Annotated in this window: 14 protein-coding genes; 6 read left to right on the forward strand and 8 right to left on the reverse strand. The window is 71.1% G+C overall.

Annotation, left to right across the window (positions count from 1 at the left end; all coding sequences use genetic code 11):
• Positions 1-70: 70 nt before the first annotated feature.
• On the reverse strand, positions 71-1,363 hold the full coding sequence (locus tag B9S64_RS34675) for a hypothetical protein (RefSeq protein ID WP_146060140.1): 1,293 nt from the start codon (positions 1,361-1,363) through the stop codon (positions 71-73).
• 678 nt (positions 1,364-2,041) lie between these two features.
• On the opposite strand from B9S64_RS34675, the gene B9S64_RS30310 reads away from it, so the two are divergent.
• The 5 genes from B9S64_RS30310 (at position 2,042) to alaS (ending at position 12,887) form a co-directional block, all read left to right on the forward strand.
• Entirely contained in the window at positions 2,042-3,187 is a 1,146-nt protein-coding gene (locus tag B9S64_RS30310) for a glutathione-independent formaldehyde dehydrogenase (protein ID WP_103492201.1), read from the forward strand.
• A 473-nt stretch (positions 3,188-3,660) separates the two neighbouring features.
• Positions 3,661-6,471 carry a LuxR family transcriptional regulator gene (locus B9S64_RS30315; protein ID WP_103492222.1) on the forward strand — a complete coding sequence of 937 codons (2,811 nt, stop codon included), beginning with the start codon at positions 3,661-3,663 and terminating at the stop codon, positions 6,469-6,471.
• Between the two features lie 163 nt (positions 6,472-6,634).
• A complete protein-coding gene (locus B9S64_RS30320) occupies positions 6,635-7,276 on the forward strand; it encodes a nucleotidyltransferase domain-containing protein (RefSeq protein WP_103492200.1) in 642 nt (213 codons plus the stop codon).
• Positions 7,277-8,713: 1,437 nt separating this feature from the next.
• Positions 8,714-9,913: a S1 family peptidase gene (locus B9S64_RS30325; RefSeq protein WP_103492199.1), complete on the forward strand. Its 1,200-nt coding sequence runs from the start codon at positions 8,714-8,716 to the stop codon at positions 9,911-9,913.
• Between the two features lie 328 nt (positions 9,914-10,241).
• A complete protein-coding gene (alaS, locus tag B9S64_RS30330; protein ID WP_103492198.1) occupies positions 10,242-12,887 on the forward strand; it encodes an alanine--tRNA ligase in 2,646 nt (881 codons plus the stop codon).
• Between the two features lie 104 nt (positions 12,888-12,991).
• Here the strand turns inward: alaS and B9S64_RS30335 are convergent, their stop codons facing one another.
• The 5 genes from B9S64_RS30335 to B9S64_RS30355 form a co-directional block, all read right to left on the reverse strand.
• The gene (locus B9S64_RS30335) at positions 12,992-13,675 is read right to left on the reverse strand and encodes a hypothetical protein (protein WP_258037929.1); all 684 of its coding nucleotides are present in this window, start codon (positions 13,673-13,675) and stop codon (positions 12,992-12,994) included.
• The gene (locus B9S64_RS30340) at positions 13,672-14,352 is read right to left on the reverse strand and encodes a hypothetical protein (RefSeq protein WP_258037928.1); all 681 of its coding nucleotides are present in this window, start codon (positions 14,350-14,352) and stop codon (positions 13,672-13,674) included. The genes B9S64_RS30335 and B9S64_RS30340 overlap by 4 nt, the downstream gene beginning before the upstream one ends.
• Positions 14,352-15,131 (reverse strand): ABC transporter ATP-binding protein, encoded by a 780-nt coding sequence (locus B9S64_RS30345; protein ID WP_103492197.1) that lies wholly within the window; start codon positions 15,129-15,131, stop codon positions 14,352-14,354. The genes B9S64_RS30340 and B9S64_RS30345 overlap by 1 nt, the downstream gene beginning before the upstream one ends.
• The gene (locus B9S64_RS30350) at positions 15,128-16,117 is read right to left on the reverse strand and encodes an iron ABC transporter permease (RefSeq protein WP_103492196.1); all 990 of its coding nucleotides are present in this window, start codon (positions 16,115-16,117) and stop codon (positions 15,128-15,130) included. Before B9S64_RS30350 ends, B9S64_RS30345 begins: the two co-directional genes overlap by 4 nt.
• A 238-nt stretch (positions 16,118-16,355) precedes the next feature.
• Positions 16,356-17,519, reverse strand: a complete 1,164-nt coding sequence (locus B9S64_RS30355; protein WP_103492195.1) for an ABC transporter substrate-binding protein — start codon at positions 17,517-17,519, stop codon at positions 16,356-16,358.
• 150 nt (positions 17,520-17,669) lie between these two features.
• Between B9S64_RS30355 and B9S64_RS30360 the strand changes: the two genes are divergently transcribed.
• Positions 17,670-18,341 carry a DUF5701 family protein gene (locus B9S64_RS30360; RefSeq protein WP_103492194.1) on the forward strand — a complete coding sequence of 224 codons (672 nt, stop codon included), beginning with the start codon at positions 17,670-17,672 and terminating at the stop codon, positions 18,339-18,341.
• A gap of 71 nt (positions 18,342-18,412) precedes the next feature.
• Here the strand turns inward: B9S64_RS30360 and B9S64_RS30365 are convergent, their stop codons facing one another.
• Complete coding sequence (locus tag B9S64_RS30365) at positions 18,413-19,942, reverse strand: polysaccharide lyase family 1 protein (protein ID WP_103492193.1); 1,530 nt, start codon at positions 19,940-19,942, stop codon at positions 18,413-18,415.
• Positions 19,943-20,574: 632 nt separating this feature from the next.
• Complete coding sequence (locus tag B9S64_RS30370; protein ID WP_103492192.1) at positions 20,575-20,979, reverse strand: MerR family transcriptional regulator; 405 nt, start codon at positions 20,977-20,979, stop codon at positions 20,575-20,577.
• Positions 20,980-21,138: the final 159 nt, after the last annotated feature.

Consider the following 21,138-nt stretch of genomic DNA (forward strand, 5'->3'; position numbering starts at 1 on the left):
TGCGGTCGCTTTCCTGTCGGTGGGGAGGGTGGCCGACGTGCGACCACCCTCCGTCGCACCCGTGAGGCGGTCAGGAGTCGGAGACGTCACCGGTGTGAGGGGTGCGGTCGTCCAGGGTGATGGTGACGAGTGGGCCGTCGTCGGGGGAGAGGGTGGCGAGGCTGTTGGCGATGCGCTGGTAGACGGCCTCGGCGAGTTCCCGGTCGCCGTCGCCTTCGGTGGCGGTGTGCCGCAGGTGGGACAGGCTGATGAGGACGGCGATGAGTGACCGGCCCGAGATGTCCGCCGCGATGCGGTTCTCGCCCTGGTCGGCGATCTGCGGAGGCATACGGAAGTGAGGGTGCCCGCCGGCCCAGCCGGACAGGAGCTCCCACAGGTCGCGGTGGCACACCAGCACGGCGGAAGAGATCCCCGCTGCCTGTGTCAGTACCCTGCTGTGCTCCGGATCGGCGACGGGCCGCTCCTGCCCTTCCGTGTCCTCGTCCCGCGGTTCGGCCGGGAGGCGCTCGGCGAGGCCGGCGACCTTCGCGTGCAGGGCGGCGATCTGCCCGCTCAGCTCCGCGGCAGTGGAAGACGCGTCGTCAGCCTCGGGACCGGGGAGCGCGGCAACCAGTGGTGCAAGCGCCTCGGCCACCACCTCCCGTACCACCTCGGCCACCTGATTGCGCGTCAGAAGCGGGTCCGTTCCCTCTGTCGGCGCCTCGCGCACCTGTTCCCGCGTCGGCGGGACCTCCGTCTCCAGCCCGGCTCGCGGTCCGCCCTCGTCGCCAGGTCCGCCTTCGACCGCGGCCCCGGTTTCGACAGCATGTGTACCGGTCGCATCCGCGCCGTCCGCCGGGGCGAGGCCTTCTCCGGCCGATGGGGTGCCGGTGGTGACGCTGTCCGCCCGCTGCTCCGGCACTCCTTCCAGCAGAGACCTTCCTGCGTGCGCGGTCTCGGCCGCCGTGGCGTATCCGTTGACCTCGCCGGCCGTGACCCTCGCCGGAACCGGCACGGACGCCAGGGACGCGATGCCCTGGGCGACACCCTCAAGGGTTGTCCGCATGCCGGTCACGAGCGTGTGCAGTTGGTGCAGTTGATCGGCGGTAGCGCTGTCCTTGTCCGAGCCCTGGGTCGAGTAGGGCAACGGCAGAAGCTTCTGCGTGTCCTGGAGCGCCCTGGTCATGCGGGCGAGCTCCTTGGTCACGGCGGTATGGGCTTCCGTGTTGGCGCTCTTCACATCGGTGAGCCCCCGGTCGAGGGTCTCACTCAGCGTGGTGCTGGTGTGCAGCATCGCCTGATGCAGCATGGTCAGCCCGCTGGAAGCCTCGTCGCGGTCCCCGTTGCCGTCCGCGTCGTCCCCGCCGTTCTTGCCGAAGAACACGTCACCCTCACTTTGAGTATGCGTACAGTTACACGGGCAGTCTTCCGTGCGACTGCCACCCGTACAGCCGATTCCGGCGGGTCTGGGGGCGAATGGCCGGATCCCGCGTAACGGCTGATACACATACGGTTCACCTCCTGCCGGGTCCAAGCGCGACCCGTACGGCCTTCCCGGCCGGTACCGCCTGGAGGATCTCAGGCGGTGGCGAACTGCCCGGCCACGCTGGTCAGGCCACCGGACAGGACGACCGCAGAGATGTGTGGCACGGTTGGACAGAAGGTCTTGGAGGCCCGCCCAACTGGATGACGGGAATTGGTCGTAGGAGCGTGGGGCCACCAGGGCCGCGACAGATGCCGTGGGAGCCCGTGACCCCGTCCTGGCTGGTGGGTGCCGCGCATCGAGCTTTTCCCGGCGCGCCGCCCATTCCCGCCTCCCGGTACGAGGCAACCGCCTCGGCGCAAGGTGACGGACAGCCTCGTCGCAGGAAGGGAGCACCCGCGTCAGGGGGCCAGACGTCTGGCCCACGTCAGCCGAGCTCTCCAGGAACACATCAACACCGCCAGGGAAGCCGCTCACGGCGGCCACCGGGCTGGTAGTGCCCGGCCCTCGGCCGGAACGCGACTGAGCCGAAGGACGGCGTACGTCGCATCAGTGCTGTCTCGGTGGAAGGAGCACAGGGTGAAGGCCGTAGTGTACAAAGAACCGTTCAAGGTCGCCGTCGAACAGGTCGAAGACCCCCGCATCCAGGACCCCACCGATGTCCTGGTCCGCGTCACCTCGACCGCGATCTGCGGTTCCGACCTCCATATGTACGAGGGCCGTACCGCCGCCGAAGCGGGGATCGTTTTCGGACACGAGAACATGGGGATCGTCGAAGAGGTCGGTCAAGGGGTTGCCAGCGTCAAGCCGGGCGACCGGGTCAGCATGCCGTTCAACGTCGCCTGCGGTTTCTGCAGGAACTGTCTGGCGGGCCGCACCGCCTTCTGCCTGACTGTCAACCCCGGCTTCGCGGGGGGCGCCTACGGCTATGTGTCCATGGGCCCGTACGGCGGTGGACAGGCAGAGTACCTGCGAGTGCCGTTCGCCGACTTCAACTGCCTGCAGTTGCCGCCCGGGACGGACCACGAGGACGACTTCGCCATGCTCGCCGACATCTTCCCCACCGGATACCACGCCGCCGAGCTGGCCCAGGTCAGCCCGGGCGAGACGGTAGTGGTGTCCGGCGCCGGACCGGTTGGACTGATGGCTGCCTACTCGTCACTGCTGCGCGGCGCGTCGAAGGTGTTCGTCATCGACAAGGTGCCGAGCCGCCTGGCGCTCGCCGAGCAGATCGGTGCCATTCCCGTCGATTACAGCAAGGTCGACGCGGTCGAGCAGATCATCGAGCAGACACGCGGCGCCGGAGTGGACAAGGGCATCGATGCCGTCGGCTACCAGGCCACCGTGCAGGAAGGCGAGGAACAGCCGGCGATCGTCCTCAACAGCCTCGTGAAGGCCGTCCGGGCCACCGGCATGCTCGGTGTCGTCGGCCTGTACGTGCCCTCCGATCCCGGAGCCCCGAACGAGGACGCCGCACACGGCCGACTGCTGTTCAACCTCGGGGAGTTCTGGGAGAAGGGGCTGCGGATGGCCACCGGCCAGGCCAACGTCAAGGCGTACAACCAGCAACTGCGCGACCTCATCATCGCCGGCCGCGCCAAGCCGAGCTTCGTCGTCTCCAAGCGGCTGCCCCTGGAGGACGCCCCGGACGCGTACCAGCGGTTCGACAAGAGGGAGGACGGATACTCGAAGGTGGTGCTCAAGCCCGGCCGACAGGCTGCTTGACCGATGTGGGCCGGGCCGGTGCGCGACGACGCACCGGCCCGACCACCGGGTGCCTGCGGAACGGCGCCGGAGCTCCGGGCCGCGCCGTGCGTGCACCGCGTTCGACCGAGTACGGTCCGCTCCAGGCGTGGCGTAGGCGCCCGGAGCGTCGGCGTTTCCTGCGTTCCGGGGCGGCCGTTCAGCGGCGGTCGTCCGTTCCGTCCGCACCGTCTTCGGGCCGGTGGCCGTGCGAGGAGTCGCGGTCGAGGCTTCGCTCCCGTCCCTGTCCGGCTGTCTCACCGGCTTGGTACGGTGCCGGAACCGGGGCCGGCACGGACCGGTGAGCCGGACCCGGGCACCGGGTTCGTTCCGAGGACGTGCCGTGAAGAGAGGGTTCCGTGTCCGGCACCCTGGCGGCGCGCTGACGGACCCCCGGTGAGGTGTCGGACGCGGTGTGCCTGGCTGTCCGGAAGAAGGAGAGCGAGGATGACGGCGTGATCGCGACGTGCGGGTCCGCTGGGTCGCCCCTGGCGCACGCCCTTGTCCAGAGACGTGCCGAACCGCTGCTGCTGTTCGTCGAAGGCGCCGCCGGAGGGGGGAAGAGCCACCTGCTCCAGGAAGTGGCCGACCTGGCCGAGGACGCGGAGACGGTCTGTCTGTGGTGGCGGTGCGGAACCGGCGGCGGCCCCTCGCCGGAGGACGAGCACCGCCGCACCCCGGCCCTGTGGCTGGTGGAAGACGTCCACCGGGCGGACGAGGAGGAACTCCGTCGGCTGCGCCACGTGCTGGAGGTGCTGGAGCCGGGCTCGGCGGCCGCGGTGACCTACCGTCCTGAGGAACTCCCCGTGCCCGGACTGCCGTTGGGCGGCCCGCCGATGGCCTACCCGTCCCGGATGACGGTGCTGCGGTACCGGCTGGCCCCCTGGAACGAGGAACGCGTCCGCCAGGCCGCCGTCGAGGCGCTCGGCGAGGACTGGACGCCCGAGGCGGTGCGCAGGCTGTACGAGCGTACCGGCGGAGTCCCCCGGGTGGTCGTCGACCTCCTCGACGCACTGCGGGAGCGGCGGCCGGCGTTCACCGGCACCGCCGCCGAGGTGGAAGCGGCCGGTACTCCGGCCCGGCTGGCGGAGCTGGTGCTGAGCCGTACGTACGCGTTGTCCCCCGCGGACCGGCCGGTGGTCTGGGCGGCCGCCGTCCTCGGCAGACCCGCCGGCCGCGACGAGCTGACCGCCGTGTCAGGGCTCGGAGCCGCGAAAGGGAACACCGCGCTGCTGCGGGCCCTGGAGGGCGCGGCACTCGTGGAGTTGGGCGAAGACCGCTACGGCTTCGCCGTGCCGCTGGAGGTACCGGCCGTGCGCGCTTCCATACCCGGACCGGTCCGACAGGACCTGCACGGGCGGGCGGCGGGCGTGCTGAGCCGCGGACAGCCCGTCGCGTGGGACGCCGTGGCCGGCCACCGCAGGGCGGCCGGCGACAGCCGCAGATGGCTCCAGGCGGTGGAGAAGGCCGCCGAGTCGGCGGCAGCGGCCAGTCGGCACCAGCACGCCGTCACCCTGCTGGAACAGACGCTGGCCACCCCCGGCCTGCCGCCCCAGGCCCGCGCACGGCTGGCACCGCTGCTGGCCCGCAGCGCGGTGACCGGGCTCCGCTCGGACCAGACCGTGGAGGTCCTCACGCAGATCGTGCGGGACTCCTCCCTCCCCTCGTCCGTACGCGGAGAGCTGCGGCTCGACCTGGGACTGATGCTGGGCAACCAGACCGGACAGTACGCCGAGGGGTGGCAGGCTCTGGAGACCGCGGCCGCCGAACTGCGCGAGGTCCGCCCGGACCTGGCCGCACGCGCCATGGCGGCACTGTCCAGCCCCTACTGGCCGGGCGACTGTGTCGACGTCCACCGACGGTGGTTGCGCAACGCCATGGCCGCCGCGGACGCGAGCGGAGACGACGCGACGTGTACGGCGGTGCTGGCCAACCGGGTCACTCTCGCGACGCATTGCGCCGAACCGGACGCGTGGGAGCTGGTGAAGAGGCTGCCGAGGGAGACCACCGACCCCGCGTGCGCCCGGCAGGCGGCACGCGGCCTGTGCAACGCCGCGGACGCCGCCGTCTGGCTCGGCCTGCACGAACGGGCGGAGGACCTGCTCGCGGAAGGACGCGACCTGTCCGCACGGAGCGGCGCGCCCTACATCGAGCACAACGCCCTGGGAGCACAACTGCTCCAGGCCTGGTGGACCGGGCAATGGTCGGGCCTGGCCAAGCGGTGCGAGGACTTCGTCGCCGCCACCGCCGACATGCCGCGCATCGCCTCCGACGCGTACATCGTGCGCGGTCTGCTCGCCCTGGCCCAGGGTGACTGGGAAGAGGCGGCCTCCTGGCTGTCCCAACGTGGGACCAGCGGCACGAACAGCCTTCCCGTGCCGCTGGCGGCGACCGCGGCCGGCGCCTTGATACGCCTCGCCCTGGCCCGCCAGGAGCGGGAAGCCGCGGCGGAACAGGCGCGTGCGGCATGGGCGGTGGTGGCCGGGAAGGGGGTGTGGTCATGGGCCGCCGAACTCGCGCCGTGGGCCGTGGAAGCGCTGACGCGCGCGGGGGACAGCGCCACGGCGCACGCCATGGTCCGTGACTTCGCGCGGGGCCTCGACCGGGGCGACGCGCCGGCCGCCAGGGCCGCACTGCTCTGGAGCCGTGCCGTGCTCGCCGAAACGGGAGCGCCGGCCCGGGAGGAGCGGGACGGACTGCTGCGGGCCGTGGAGCTGTACCAGGAGGCCGCGGCGGCCTACGCCTCACTGCCCCGCCCCTACGCCCAGGCACTGGCGGCGGAGGGAGCCGCGCGCTGTGTGCTCGCGGCGCACAGCGAAGCCGGCCCCGGCCCGGTCGCGGAGGGAGCGGACAGCTCCGCGCCGACGGGCACGGCGTGCTCCCGCACCTCTGTCCTGTCAGCGGTCACGGAGCTGGAGTCCTGCGCGCAGCGCTTCACCGATCTGGGCGCGGTCTGGGACGCGGCTCGGACCAGGGCCCTGCTGCGCACCCGGCAGCCGGCCAGGAAGGGGCGCCCTCCCGGACGGCCCTCGCACGCTGATGAGTTGTCGCCCCGTGAGGCGGAGGTCGCCCAGCTCGCGGCCTCCGGTCTGACCAATCGGGAGATCGCCGTGACGCTGCATCTCTCGCCCCGCACGGTGGAGCAGCACATCGCCCGCGCCATGCGCAAGACCGGCGCGCTCTCCCGCCGTGGCCTCGCCTCCCGTCCGGGAGGCGGTTCTTCGGACGGTGAGGGCCCCCTCGTCCGTCAGGAACAGCCGGGTTGATACCGGTGGGGGGTGGCATCTCGGATGCGGCCCTGGCGAGTTGGCCGAGGGGCCCGACCGGCCGGCTGTTTCGTGTGATCGCCGGCGGCGTACGCCTCAAGGCCTCGTTGGTCCCCTTCATCGACCGTGGTCGGGGCTTCGGGCTCGCTGATAGATTCCTGCGGTGAGCGAGCAACTACCCGGCGGCGGCGTCGAGCTGTCACCCGACGAGATCGAAGCCCTCTCCACCAGGTGGTCATCCTGCTGGACCCCGGGTGAGGTCGCGCAGCGGCTGGCCGGAATCACCACGCCCTGGTACGTGGCTGCGGGCTGGGCACTGGACCTGTTCCGTGGCGGGCAGACGCGCGCTCATGGAGACATCGAGATCGCGATTCCGGCCGCGAGCTTTCCCGAGGTCCGCCACCGCTTCCCCGGATACGTCTTCGACGCGGCAGGCAGTGGCCGGATCTGGGAGGCCGCCACACCGGAGGCGCTGGCCGCCGTACACCAGACATGGCTCCGCGATCCGGTTACCGGAAACTACCTCCTCGACGTGTTCCGCGAGCCGCACGGCGGCGACACCTGGATCTGCCGACGGGATGAGACGATCCGGTTCCCCTACAGCGACATCGTCCATCACACCCCGGAAGGCATCCCCTACCTGGCGCCCGAACTGGTCCTGCTGTTCAAGGCCAAGCACGCCCGCCGGAAGGATCAGACGGACTTCGAGGCGACCGTCCCGCACATGACCTCGGCTCAGCGCGAGAAGCTGGCCGGGCTGCTCGCGCGCGTACACCCGGGACACCCCTGGATCGCCGACCTGTAGCCGACGTTCTGCTGGTGAGCACGTGGGTGCGACTGTCGCCGGCTGCCCCAGGGACCTGGCCCGCTCATGACTTTGGGGGCGGGACACATTCTCGTCACGGACGTCGAAACCTCTCCACGCGGCTGAAACACCGCGGAGTCCATGCACCGGTTGCCCGGCCGCGCGGAATTTCTCATGGGGACGCGGAGCAGGAAAGGGGCCTTGGTCATGGCACCGCGTCCTTGGATTCTCTCTCTTCCTGATCTGCCGACGTCCGGACGGTGGATTCACCGCGCAGTGGTGGAACCCTTTTCGCGGATGCTCGATTTCGGGCCGGTCCGACGTGGTGTCCGCTCGGTCGCCGATTGATTACGCATCAGCGTACGGAATCGCCCGAGCCTCGAATATCCGGGACCGGTCAACACCTATACCTACTTCGCGTCATCCTTGTGTGTACCCGGACTTCTCGGTCTCGCAGCCGCCCTCTGCCGTTCCGCGCAACCTGTTCGGCTCGCCCCCAGGACGGGATCCGGTGCCCTGTCCGGAGCGATGCGGGGTGACGGGGGGACCTGTCTCCGGCCACCGGAATCCGCGGTGCCCGGTGTTTGCCGGGTTTTCTGCGTATCCGTGAATCCGTCCTCCTGATGCGAACGGCGGACGTGGTGCCTCTATGGTTCCGGCCAGAAGTCTTGGCATGGTCCGCTCAGCCTTCTCGCTGGGCGGACCCTCTTCGCTCGGGAGCGCGCATGGGCCGTACAGCCCCCCACACCCCCTTCGGAGCCACAGCGGCTGCCGCCCTGGTCCCTCCGTGTGTAGCAGGGCGCGCTCGCCTTCGTGCGCCGGTGGGCCGGGTCCTCTCCGGTGGCGAAGACATGGTGAACGCCCCTCCGCCACCACGAACGGCCTGACGGCAGGACACCACGACCGCGCTCTGCCCGCCGGCGGATCCGGAGGAACGGGACGGCCGCGAAGGCTGTCAGGCGCGCCGAAAAAGGGTGGTGGTGAATGCGGGCGTTTCTGTCAGGTGTGGAGCGGATTGCCGCTCGTTCTCAGAATGCCGACGGCTGTGTCCGTGGTGCGTTCTGAGGCGCTCGCATCGATACCTGCCCTACCTTTCGGGCCGGGCTGCCCTCCACAGTGAAACGTCGCACCGTCACGATCGGTCCGCTTCGTCGATTTATTCCGTGCCTCCGGGCGGTGCCGCCGGAGGTGCGATCGTATGTCCCGCCACGCACAGGGTGAGTTCCCCTTCTGATGCAACAGAGGCGCCACGAAGTCTCTTGAAAAATTCCCGCTGTACGCGTCTTGAAATCCGTTCGACCGCTAGGCAATAGTTCGGGTCGCGGCGAGTCGCTGACTCACCGTCAGGCAGGAATCACCCTTCGTCGGGGCCCTGTTGGCGTACCCCGGCGGCATACCCCCCATTGGGTTTCTGGCTGTCATTCGGAAGGAGTCAACGTGCGTAACTCTCGTAAGTACCGCCTGGCCGCGGTGGCCATCGGACTCTCGGCCTCCGTGGTCCTGGGGACCCAGACCGTGGCGCAGGCACAGGACACCCGGTCCGCGTCCCGCTACCAGCCCGAGATGGTCCGGGCCCTGGCCGCTTCGCTCGGGGTGAGCGAGAAGGCCGCGATCGAGCGTCTTGACCGGCAGGACGCCCAGCAGGCCAAGCTCGCCGAGTTGAGGAAGGGCGGGATAGCCGACGACGGAGCCTTCTTCGACGCCTCCGGCAAGCTGACCGTGAACGCCGACGACGCCGGTGAGACGGCCAGAATCGAGAAGGCCGGCCTCGTCGCCCGGGTACCCGCCCGCGGTGAGGCCGTGCTCGACGAGGTCAAGGCCGAACTGGACGCCCTCGCCGCGAAGAAGGTTCCCTCCGGAGTGGTCGCCTGGTCCGTCGATCTGGCCTCCGACAAGGTGACCGTCAAGGTCAACAACGACCGGACGGCCGCCGCCAAGGCGTTTCTGGCCCAGGCCGCCAAGCACGGTGCCGCCGTCGACATCGTGCGTGGCCAGGAGGAGCTTGAGCCCAAGGCCGCGATCTACCCCGGCAGCAAGATGACCTTCAACAACACCAGCCAGTGGTGTTCGGTCGGCTACGGTGCCCGTGACAGCTCCGGCCGGCAGTACCTGGTGAGCGCCGGGCACTGCATCGTGAACACCCTCCGCTACGACGGGACGGCCTTCGCCCAGGGCTACAAGACCCGCTACGCGCTCGGCACCCGCAGCGTCGACATGGGCATCGCGACCGTCAACTCCGGCCACTCCATCACCACCAGTGTCGGCACCTGGGGCAACACCAGCCCGATCGCCGTCCAGGGGAGCAGCCGCGCCTCCTCCGGTGCCGCGATCTGCAAGTCCGGCGCCACCACCGGCTGGACCTGCGGCACCGTCAGTTCCTACAACAACACCGTCACCTACACCGACCGCAACGGTGGTCCTGACACGGTCGTATCGGGCCTGGCGGCCTCCAGTGTCTGTGTCGAGGGCGGTGACAGCGGCGGCGCCTACATCTCCGGCACCCAGGCCCAGGGCATGACCTCCGGTGGCCCGACCGACCAGCGGTGCTCGGGCGGAGTCAACTCCCGTGGCTCTTCCTACTTCCAGCCGCTCGACGACGCCCTGCGCTACTACGGGCTGACGCTCAACACCAACTGAGCACACCTGCGGCAGGACGGGCCGGGGGCCGCTCGCGCGACACGGCGAGCGGCCCCCGGCTGCTTTCCGCCCGGTCGGCCGGTCAGCCCCGTTCTGCTCCCTGTGCGGCGGTCGCGGGGTGTGCGTGTTATTGCCTATAGAATGCAATAACAAATTCCATGCGATAGGCGGGACCGTGGGGGTCCGCAGGCCGGATGCCTTCGCGCCCGGACCGGATCCCGGTCGCTCGGCCCGCCCCCGAGGGGACCGGCACCGTCCGTGGTCCTCGGCCCGGCTCCCGGCGCGCACTGCCGTCGTCCGCCCGCTCCGACCGACCGAAGGGCCACTTGTGCGTACCGCCGACATCCGCCAGCGATTCCTGGAGCACTTCGCCGAACGGGGCCACACCGTCGTCCCCAGCGCCCCGCTGCCCACCCCGGACCCGACGCTGCTGTTCGTCAACGCGGGCATGGTCCCCTTCAAGCCGTACCTGACCGGCGAGGTGCCGGCCCCCTGGGAGCGGGCCGCCAGTGTGCAGAAGTGCGTACGGACCCTGGACATCGAGGAGGTCGGCCGTACCACCCGGCACGGTTCGTTCTTCCAGATGAACGGCAACTTCTCCTTCGGGGACTACTTCAAGGAAGAGGCCGTCACCTACGCCTGGGATCTCGCCACCAGGCCGCAGACCGACGGCGGGTACGGGCTGGACCCGGACAGGATCTGGGTGACCGTCCACCACTCCGACACCGAATCGCGCGGAATCTGGCGACGGGTCGCGGGCCTGCCCGACGAGCGGATCGTGGCCCGTGGCGACGAGGACAACTTCTGGTCCATGGGCGTCCCCGGCCCGTGCGGTCCCTGCTCCGAGCTGTACTACGACCGCGGTCCGGCGTTCGGCCCGGAAGGCGGTCCGGCGGTCGACGAGGACCGGTACATGGAGTTCTGGAACCTGGTCTTCATGCAGTACGAGCGCGGTGAGGGCGCGGGCAAGAGCGGCTACCCGATCCTCGGTGAGCTGCCCCGGCGCAACATCGACACCGGCATGGGCCTGGAGCGTATGGCGACGCTCCTCCAGGGCGTGGACAACCTCTACGAGACCGACGAGACCCGCCCCGTCCTCCAGCGCGCCGCCGACCTGGCCCAGGTCCGTTACGGTGCGGACCCGGAGGCCGACGTACGGCTGCGGGTCGTCGCGGACCATGTGCGCACCGCCCTGATGCTTCTCGCCGACGGCACCGCCCCGGGCAACGAGGGCCGCGGTTACGTGCTGCGCCGGATCCTGCGCCGCGCCGTCCGCTCCATGAGGCTGCTGGGATACGAGGACCCGGTGCTGGCCGAACTGCTGCCGGTGGCGCGCGACCGCATGGCGCCGAGCTATCCGGAGGTCGCGGAAGCGTTCACGCGGATCGCCGGTCAGGCCGGAGCCGAGGAGGACGCCTTCCGTTCCACCCTCCGACAGGGCACCACCGTCCTGGACACCGCGGTGGCCCGGATCAGGGCCGACGGGGGCCGGTCGCTGCCCGGCGCGCAGGCGTTCCTGCTGCACGACACCTACGGCTTCCCCATCGACCTCACCCTGGAGATGGCCGCCGAGCACGGCGTCGAGGTGGACCGTGAAGGCTTCACCGCCCTGATGAACGAACAGCGGGAGCGGGCCCGTGCCGATGCCCGCGCCCGTAAGGCCGGCGGCGCGGTGGACACCACCGCCCTGCGCGCCGTCCTCGACGCGCACGGGCCCACCGACTGGCGGGCGTGGGACACCCTGGAGACCACATCCCGCGTCCTCGCGCTGCTCGGCCCGGCCGGACCGGTGCCGGTGGCCGGTACCGGTGATGTCGTCACCGTCGTCCTGGACCGCACGCCGTTCTACGCGGAGTCCGGCGGTCAGGACAGCGACGCGGGGCTCCTGTCCGGCAGCTCGGTCGAGGCCGAGGTGCTCGACGTCCAGCGCCCGCTGCCCGGCCTCGTCGCCCACCAGGTCCGTGTCACCGCGGGCGAACTCGCGCCCGACGACACCGTGCACGCCGCCGTCGACGCCGAGTGGCGGCTCGGTGCACGACAGGCCCACTCCGGCACCCACGTGCTGCACGCCGCTCTGCGCCAGGTCCTCGGCCCCACCGCCCTCCAGGCCGGCTCCTACAACCGGCCCGGCTACCTACGCCTCGACTTCCCCTGGCGCGGCGCCCTGTCCGCGACCGTCCGCAGCGAGATCGAGGAGGCCGCCAACCGTGCCCTGCGCCGCGACCTGCCGGTCGGCGTGCGGTGGATGACCCTGCCCGAGGCGAAGGAACTCGGTGCGCTCGCCCTCTTCGACGAGACGTACGGGGAGAAGGTGCGCGTCGTGGAGATCGGCGGAGCCTGGTCCCGGGAACTGTGCGGCGGCACCCACGTGGAACACTCCGCGCAGGTCGGAACGGTCGCGCTCACCTCCGAGGGCTCGGTCGGCGCGGGCATGCGCCGCCTCGAAGCGGCCGTGGGTATCGAGGGCTTCGGCTACCTGGCCCGCGAACGGGACCTGGTGTCCCGGATCGCCGGGCAACTGGGTGCCCCGCGTGCCGAACTGCCCGACCGTGTCGCCGGTCTCCTGGACCGGCTGAAGGCCGCCGACCGGGAGAACGCACGCCTCAAGCAGCGGGCCACCACCGCACGCGCCGTCGAGCTCGCCGAAAGGGCGGGCGACGCGAACGGAGTCCGGATCGTCACCACCACGGTGGACGGCGGCGTCCCGGAGGCTCGCGCACTGGCCCTCGCCGTCCGCGACCGACTGCCCGGCGGCGTCCCCGGCACGGTCGCGGTGGGCACGGAAGACGGCGCTCTCGTCCTCGCCCTCAACGACGCGGCACGAGAAGCGGGGCTGCACGCTTCCCAGGTGGTGAAGCGGCTCCTCGGCGGCCGCGGCGGCGGCTCGGCGGACGTCGCCCAGGGCGGCGGACTCGGACCCGGCAAAATCGCCGCAGCCCTCGCGGCACTGCCGGCCGTGGTCACCGCCCGCTGACGACCACCACCCCCACACCGTCGTCCGTGCCCCGTCCGGAGCCCCGGTGACCGTGTGAGGACGGAGCGCGACGAACGCCGCCGCGCCGGGACAGGCCGCCGTGCTCACCGCGCCGGTCCGTGCTCCGAGCCTGACGGTGCGGGCCCGCGTCCCGGGACGCGGCCGACCGCCGTACCGGTCCACCGCAGCAGCCCGTACAGCAGTTCGGTGGCGCCGGGCATGAAGCGTGAGCCGTGGTGGTAGACCGGATCCATCGTGGTCACGATCAGCCTGCCCGCGGTCGAGACCCGGTCCTCGTAGAGAAGCACCTGCGCGCGCTCCGGGTCGCCCTCGCGCTCCCTGACCGTGTGGACGAGGGCCGTCGCGCCCTCCGGGGGCTCCAGGAGCCCGTGGTAGTGCCAGCGTACCGACCGGGTGGAGAGGAACTCCCACGCCTCGTGGTCCTCGTGGTTCCGGCGTACACCGCTGTCCTCACCGGTGCGCCACCACCAGAAGTTCGTCTCGGCGGGCAGCGAACCGCGCAGGCCGGGCAGCCAGCCGGTGAGTGTGTTCTCGCCGAGGACCACGACCGTGCCGCCCGCGTGCGCGACGCGCAGCAGCGCGGGGGCCGCCCGCGTGAGCAGGACCGGATGGAGCCGGTCGGACACCACCAGGGTGTCCAGGCCGTCGAAATCGGCCTCCCGCGCCTCGGGGAGGTAGATCTCCCGGGGACGCCAGGCCCGGACCGCCGGGTCGCGGAGGGCGGCGAGCTGATGGAAGGAGCCGCCGTGCAGGAATCCGAGGTTCATGAGGCCGAGCCCTCCAGCCAGTCGAGGAGACGGGGACCGAGACTCCGCGTGGAGCGCTCCGGGTCGCTGAAGCCGAGCAGGTCGTTGCCCGCGTGGGCGAGTACCGCCCCCTCGCCCAGCGGGAAGACGATGTCCAGGGGGAGCAGGTGCGGGCCGATCCCGTTGAGGACGGTGCCCCCTTCGGGGACGTGCGCGTGATAGCCGCGCCCGTAGAAGCCGGCGACACCGACCCGGGCGAGTTCGTCGCCGACGGGCGTGCCGGGGACGCCCGTACGGAAGAGCAGTTCGTGGAAGTCCGCCCCCTCCCAGATGCGATGCGCCGTCACCGGAGTGACACGCAGGTCCTCGGGACCGTGGTGGTCGATGGCACGCCAGGGGGCGAGACCGGGCAGGAAGGGCAGGTGCACATGGCCGTTGACGAGGACCCGGCCCCCGCAGCGTACGAAGTCCTCCAGGGCCGCCCGTCGCCGCTCCAGGTGCACCTGGTCGCAGTTGAGGGAGAACATCAGCCCCCTGACGCCTTCGTCGAGCGCCCGGTCCAGGTCGTACAGATCGACCGTGGGCACCGGGCGCCCCGGGACGGTGTCCACCGTGGGGGAGGGGCCCATGGTCACGTAACGGACCGGGCCCGCGGCCAGGGCGTCGGCCGCACGGCCATCGGCGGGGAAGTCGGACATCAGGCGGCCTCCTCGGCCGGTCGCGGGGCGTCCCGGGTGGGCCCCAGGTCGGGGACGACGACCGTGCGCGGCCCGCGCGGCCCCCGTACGGAGCAGGTGGTGACCGGCAGGCCGTACAGCTCGCCGAGCGCGTCGGCGTCGAGCAGTTCGGCCGCGGGCCCGGTACGGACGTCCTCGGGCCCCAGGACGAGAAGGGCGTCGTCGGCCAGGTGCAGGGCGTGGTCCGGGTGATGGGTCGTCAGCGCGATGCCCATGCCGGACGCGGTCAGCTCCTGGAGCAGGGTCAGCACCCTGGCCTGGTTGCGCAGGTCCAGGGCCGACACCGGCTCGTCGAGCACCATGACCCGGCACTGCGACGCCAGCGCGCGGGCGATGAGCACCATCTGCTGCTCGCCGCCGGAGAGTTCGGCGTACGAGCGCCTGGCCATGTGCGTGATCCCGACCCGGTCGAGGGCCTGGGCGGTCAGTTCGTGGTCGCGGCGGCCGGGGGTGGCGTACGCCTTCAGATGCCGGGAGCGGCCCATGAGGACCATGTCGGCCACCGAGTAACCGAAGGACGCGCTGTGCGACTGCGGGACGTACGCGACCGGCGTGGTCGTGGTGACGGTGCCCTCGGAGGGTGCCAGCAGGCCGGCGAGACACCGCAGCAGGGTCGTCTTGCCGCGCCCGTTGGGGCCGAGCACGGCGAGGACCCTGCCCTCGCGGGCGGTCACGTCCACGTCCCGGAAGACCCAGGTGTCCCGGGTGTAGCGGTGGCCGAGGGAACGGGCCTGGATCACTGGGACCACATCCTGTTACGGGACCTGGCGAGCAGGAAGACGAAGAAGGGCGCGCCGATCACCGCGGTCAGGATGCCCAGGGGCATCTCGGCGGCCGTGACGGTCCGCGAGAGCGTGTCGATGACGGTGAGGTACGCGCCCCCGATGAGGAAGGCGGCGGGCAGTTGCACCCGGTGGTCGCTGCCGGTCCACAGGCGTGCCAGGTGCGGGACCACGAGACCGACCCAGCCGACGAGCCCCGCCACCGCCACCGCGCCCGCGGTCATCAGGGCGACGGCGGTCAGGAGCAGGACCCGGGTGGAACGGGGCGGGACCCCGAGCGCGGTCGCGTCCTCGTCGCCGAGCGAGAGCACGTTGAGCCGCCAGCGCAGGGCGAGGACGACGGTCGCGCCCACCAGGACCGGCACGGCGGCGGTGAGCGCCTTGGCGTAGGTGGCCGTGGCCAGGGAGCCCAGCAGCCAGAAGACGATGGACGGGAGTTGCGACTCGGGGTCGGCGAGGTACTTCACGAAGGAGACGAGGGCGGTGAAGAACGCCCCGGTCACGGTGCCCCCGAGCACGATCATGAGGATCGGGCTGCCACTGTTCAGCCGGCCGATCAGCAGGACGGTGACCAGCGCGGCCAGGCCGAAGGCGAAGGCCCCGCCGACCACCGCGGCGGAGCCGAGGCCCAGCAGCAGCCCCAGCACCCCGCCGAAGGAGGCGCCCGAGGAGACCCCGATGACGTCTGGGCTGACCAGCGGGTTACGGAAGACGCCCTGCAACGCCGCGCCACCGAGCGCGAGTCCGCCGCCGACCAGGAGGGACAGCAGCACTCGCGGGAGACGTACGTCCAGGACGACGCTCTCCTCGGCGGGTGTCCAGGTGCGGTCGAGCGGGAGCACCTGGCCGACGAGCAGCCGCAGCACCTCGTTGGGCGGCACGACGTACCTGCCCAGGGCCAGGGCGGCGAGGGCGGTGACGACGGTGATCAGGAGCAGTACCACGAGCCGGGGGACGCGGTGCGGGGAGGGGGACGCGTCCGGCGGGCCGGGCGGTGTGGATGTCCTGGGGGCGTTCTCCGTACCGGGCGGTGTGTGCGTCCTGGGGGAGCCATGCGTCCTGGGTGGTGTTCCCGTTCCGGGTGCGCTCTCCGTGCTGTGCCGTGCGTCCGTCGCGGGCGCGCCCGCCGGGCCGGATGGCGCGTCCGTCGCGGGTGCGGAGTCCGGTCCCGCCGGGCCCGCCTCAGGCGCGGAAGCCGTCATAGCCCGCGCTCTTCGAGTTGAGGTCGAGACGCAGCACCTCGTCGGTCTGCGCCGCCGAGATGCCGTAGCCGTAGAGCAGGTCGAAGGTGTCCTTGATCTGTGCGCGCAGTCCGTTGCGCGAGGCGATCTCCGGGTGGAGGATCTGGGCCGTCCAGCGCCACATCAGCGGGGACTCGCAGCAGGGCGGGTCCCAGCGGTAGCCGCCGAGCGGCACCTTGTAGACACGGCGGTCGCGTACGGCGCGTACGGGGGAGAGCGCCTTGTCCCCGAAGAGGTCGGCGGGTGCCTTGTCGTCGAAGGCGGACAGCAGGATCACGTCCGGGTCCCAGGAGAGGATCTGCTCGGTGGAGACCTGCGGGGAGTCGGCCGCTATGTCATGGGCGACGTTGACGCCACCGGCGAGTTCGGTCCAGTGGGTCATGTAGTCGGAGCCGGTCGCGGTCGTGTATCCGTCGGAGGCCGCCTTGAGGTACAGGACCTTCGGCGCGGCGGCCTTGCGGTACGGATCGACGAGCGCGCGCACCTTCGTGTCCTCGTCGTGCATCCGGTCCAGCAGTGCGGTGGCGCGCTCACTCTTGCCGAGGAGGGTTCCGAAGATCGTGATCCAGGTCTCCATCATCTCCTGGGTGCCGTAGGTGAGTCCGATGACCTTCAGGCCCGCGCTCTCCAGTGGGGCGATCACCTCGTCCCCCATGTCGCCCCACTGCAGGACCACATCGGGGGCCAGCTTCATGATCGTCTCGACGTTGGGGACGAAGTCCGCGCCCGCGATGGTCGTGGTCGTCTTCGAGGCGGGGAAGAGGGTGCCGAAGACGCCCTGGCGGTTGGCGGTGAGCGTGGACTCGTTGATGCCGACGATGCGGTCGTAGCCGCCGTCGACGGCGGCGAGCATCGAGGGGGACGGGATGATCGCGGTCGCGATGCGTGTGACCGGTCCGTCGAAGGAGATCTTCTTGCCGCGCTGGTCGGTGATGGTGAACCCGGCCTCCGGGGACTTCGCCCCGGTGTCCTGGGCGTCCCGGGACGAGCAGGCGCCCAGCAGGCCGGCCCCGCCGAGGGCGAGGGAGCCGGCACCGAGGCCGCGCAGTACGGTCCGTCGGCTGGGCGGGGACGCCGGGTGCGGGGGAAGGACGGCAGGGGGCATGGCCACCTCCGGGTGAGGGCTGGTTAGGTATGCCTACCCTAAGTCCATCCTGAGGTGGTTTTTACCGGGGGTACCGCTATGGGTGGGGAACCATGCGGCGGGCGGGCTCGTTCACCCGGGGTCCGTCTCCGTAGCTGCCCTGGGAGCGTCGTGACCACAACCCAGCCCGTCACCCCCACCGTTCTTCCGTCGGCCCCGCCCCTGGGCGCGCAGGCCGAGCGTCTGATCGAGCGGGGCGTGCACCGGATCGCGGGGCTCGCCGCCGCTGAACTGCGTGCCTTCGCCGAGGCCGCCGAGAGCGCCGGAGGCGCCGAGGGTGCCCTGCTCGCCGTCCACCCGGACCGAGCCCCGGCCTCCGCCCTCGCACCGCTGCTCCTCCGTGACGGCAGGCCGGGCTTCGTCGTCACCGACATGCACGACGTCGATCTCTTCGCCCCGCTCGACACGCTCGCGATGCCCGACGCGCCCCTCTACCTCCTCACCGGCCTGGAGCGCGGCGACCGGATGGCGAACTGGAGTCCCGACGAGGCGCTGCCCGCCCTCACCGCGCGGGCCCGCACCCCGCTGCTGCTCACCGAGGGCATGCACTGGGTCCTCCAGCAGCCCGCCGTTCTGGATCGCAACCACTGCTTCATGACCATCGGTTCGCGGCTGCGCAAGTCCAACGGCGCCCTGGACGCCCGTACTCCGGCGGTCTGGATCAGCAACGGCACCGGGCGGGACGGCCGCGAGCGCCGCGACGCCCCCAAGGTCGGGTGGTGTTGGGCGGGCAACCGGCACACCTGGCTGGGCTTCGCCTCTGCCGAGGGGCGCCGGGTCTGACGCGGACCGCCCGCCCCGTGAACGGCTTCCACGGGTGCGGTCCCGCCGGGGGTGCCGGCGGGACCGTGTGGTCAGCCGGCGTAGGTCTCGTACTCGGCCACCTTCGGGGTGCCCGTCGAGCTGGTGATCTCGAACGTGATCTTCCGCAGTGAGGTCTTGGGGAAGGTGATGACGCCCGCCCCGCTGCCGGAGGTCAGGACCGCGCCGGTGTCGGCGTTGCTGACCTTCCAGGAGCCGATCGCGCCCACGGAGCCGGCGGCCTCCCTGATGTTGATCTTGGAGACGCTGGTGGCGGCGCTCCACTTGACGGAGATGGAACCGGTCGAGCCGGACGGCGACCAGTACGTGCTCATGTCACCGTCGCGTACGTCCCCGTAGCTCGTCCCGGAGGCCTTGCTGGAACCGTCCGAGCCCGCGCCGATGCTGAGGTTGGTCCCGCCCGGCGGGTTGGGGTCGGTCGGGTCCGGTGTCGGGTCGGTCGGGTCCGGCGTCTGCGGCGAGCAGCTGCCGTCCGACACCTTCAGGCCCTTGCCGGCGCCTGCCGTCGAACGCACCACGGAGGGAACGCAGTTGGCCCCGTCCAGGGTGTACGAGTAGGGCACGCTGACCGAGGTGTTGGACTGCGGGTTCGGCCCGGCCGGCTTGTTGTCGGTGCCCGGACTGGACCAGGTCACGTTGTCGAAGACGTTGCCGCTGACCTGCCAGTAGCCGGCCGCGTCGGTGTAGAAGGTGCCCAGGACGTCCTTGGAGTCCTCGAAGTAGTTGTTGTCCACCTTGGCGCGGGCCCCGGCACGGGAGTTGATCCCCGACTTGCTGAGCCCCACGTAGTGGTTGTTGTAGATGTGGGCGACGCCGCCGCGCAGCAGGGGCGCGCGGGAGTCGATGTTCTCGTACAGGTTGTGGTGGTAGGTGATGAAGGTGTTCGACAGATCGCTCTCGCTGGATCCGACCAGGCCGCCGCGGCCGGAGTTGCGCAGGACGCTGTAGGACAGGGTCACGTACTGGGTGTTGTTCTTCAGGTCGAAGAGGCCGTCGAAGCCCTCCGACTCGCCGCCCGAGGCCTCCAGGGTGGTGTGGTCCACCCAGACGTTGCGGACGTCCTTCTCCATGCCGATGGCGTCACCGCCGTTGGAGGTGGGCGAGCCGGACTTCTTGACGTTCTTGACGGTGACGTTCTGGATGATGATGTTGCTGGACTCGCGGACGTGGATGCCCACTTGGTCGAAGACGGCGCCGCCGCCCACGCCGACGATGGTGACGTTGCTGATCTGCTTCAGCTCGATGACTCCGGCGGCGGTGTTGCAACTGCCGCCCGACACCTTCTCGGTGTTGCCGTGGTTGATCGTCCCCTCCACCTGGATGGTGATCGGGGTGCTGCTGCTGGCTCGTCCGCACAGGGCCTGGTGGATCGCGGTCCCCGTGGTGGCCCGTACGGTCTGCCCGCCGGCGCCTCCGGTGGTTCCGCCGTTCTGGGTCGCGTAGCCGGTGGCGCCGCTCGTGGCCGCCGACGCCTCGGGCATGGCCACCAGTACGCCGGTGGCGGCGGCGAGGGCCATCGTGGCCCCGGCCGCGCTGAGTCGCAGTGCGACTGGTCTCCTCATGTTCGTCTCCTTGTCCGTCGTCGCGCACGGGACCGCCGTACGTGTGGGGGGCGTGCGGGACCGACGTAGTCATGGGCATGACATTGAGAGGCGCGGGCCGCCGACGTGGTGCCGGGCGGCTTCCGGCCTGTGCTGGTGTGTGCTCCTCGGTGCGGTCGGGTCGGGCGTACGGCTACGGCTCGACCCCTGCGGGCTCGCCGGCGCCCGGCCGCGGTTGCCGCCGTGGCCGTGTTCCGTCCGTCCCGTCCGGCCGTCGCCCTGCCGGGCGGTGGCCGCGAGGGACGGCATGACGCCCCGTCACCATGGCGTTCGCGCTCGGCTCCATGGCGTGTCGGCGTCCTGGGTGCTGCCCCGTGCCGGATCGGTGGCGGCTCGTGCGCGAAGTCGCGGGGGGTGGTGTGACTTCGCCTTCACCGGTGCGGGGTGGTGCGTTCAGAAAGCGCTTTCTTAAGCTGAGGATAGGGTGGTCCGTATGGGGCTGGCAAGGCTCTCGACGCGGGTGGAACGGCCGCGGCGCACGGCGTGCCGGTGCTCGAACCGGCCCCGGCTGGGGGTCAGTTGACCACCGGTCCGGACAAAGGGGTGCGGGGTGGAGGTGTCCGGCGGCGGTTCCGGTCGTGTCGCGTGAGTGCTCAGGGGGCGGGGTCGCGCGTGAGGCGTGCGCGGAGCGCGGCGGTGAACTCCTCGGCCCGTGCCAGTTGGACGCGGAGCTTCTCCATCTGGTCGGCGGCGGCCCGTTCGTACGCGTGGACGCGTTCCAGCAGTGCTTCGTGCTCGTCCCCGGACAGTTCCTCGCCGGAGTCGAGGCGGTCGGTGACCTCCAGCAGGTCGCGCATCTCGTCCAGGCTGAAACCCAGCGGCTTCATGCGGCGGATCACCATCAGCCGGGCCACGTCGGACTCGGTGTAGAGCCGGAAGCCTCCCTGGGAGCGCGCGGAGGGGATGACGAGGCCGGTCTCCTCGTAGTGCCGGATGGTGCGCAGCGACAGCTCGGTCCGTGTCGCGACCTCGCCGATCCGCATGTGTTCGCCGCTCACGGGGTGCCTGCCTCTCCGCCGCAGGGCCGTGATCGGCCGCCACCATCCCTACCCTAACGTCAGGGTAGAGTATGGAGTTGTCGTGGCCCGTGCGCGCCCCGCCCCTCACCGGCGTGGTACGGACCCGTCACTGCGACCACCGGCGTGCCGGGGCCGACG

It is taken from the genome of Streptomyces sp. SM18, assembly GCF_002910775.2.
Taxonomy (GTDB): Bacteria; Actinomycetota; Actinomycetes; order Streptomycetales; family Streptomycetaceae; genus Streptomyces; species Streptomyces halstedii.

Excerpts from the sequence above, each read along its gene's own strand:
- B9S64_RS30335 (WP_258037929.1), bottom strand. The coding sequence starts at position 13,675 with ATGAACCTCGGATTCCTGCACGGCGGCTCCTTCCATCAGCTCGCCGCC.
- B9S64_RS30340 (WP_258037928.1), bottom strand. The coding sequence starts at position 14,352 with ATGTCCGACTTCCCCGCCGATGGCCGTGCGGCCGACGCCCTGGCCGCG.
- B9S64_RS30355 (WP_103492195.1), bottom strand. The coding sequence starts at position 17,519 with ATGCCCCCTGCCGTCCTTCCCCCGCACCCGGCGTCCCCGCCCAGCCGA.
- B9S64_RS30365 (WP_103492193.1), bottom strand. The coding sequence starts at position 19,942 with ATGAGGAGACCAGTCGCACTGCGACTCAGCGCGGCCGGGGCCACGATG.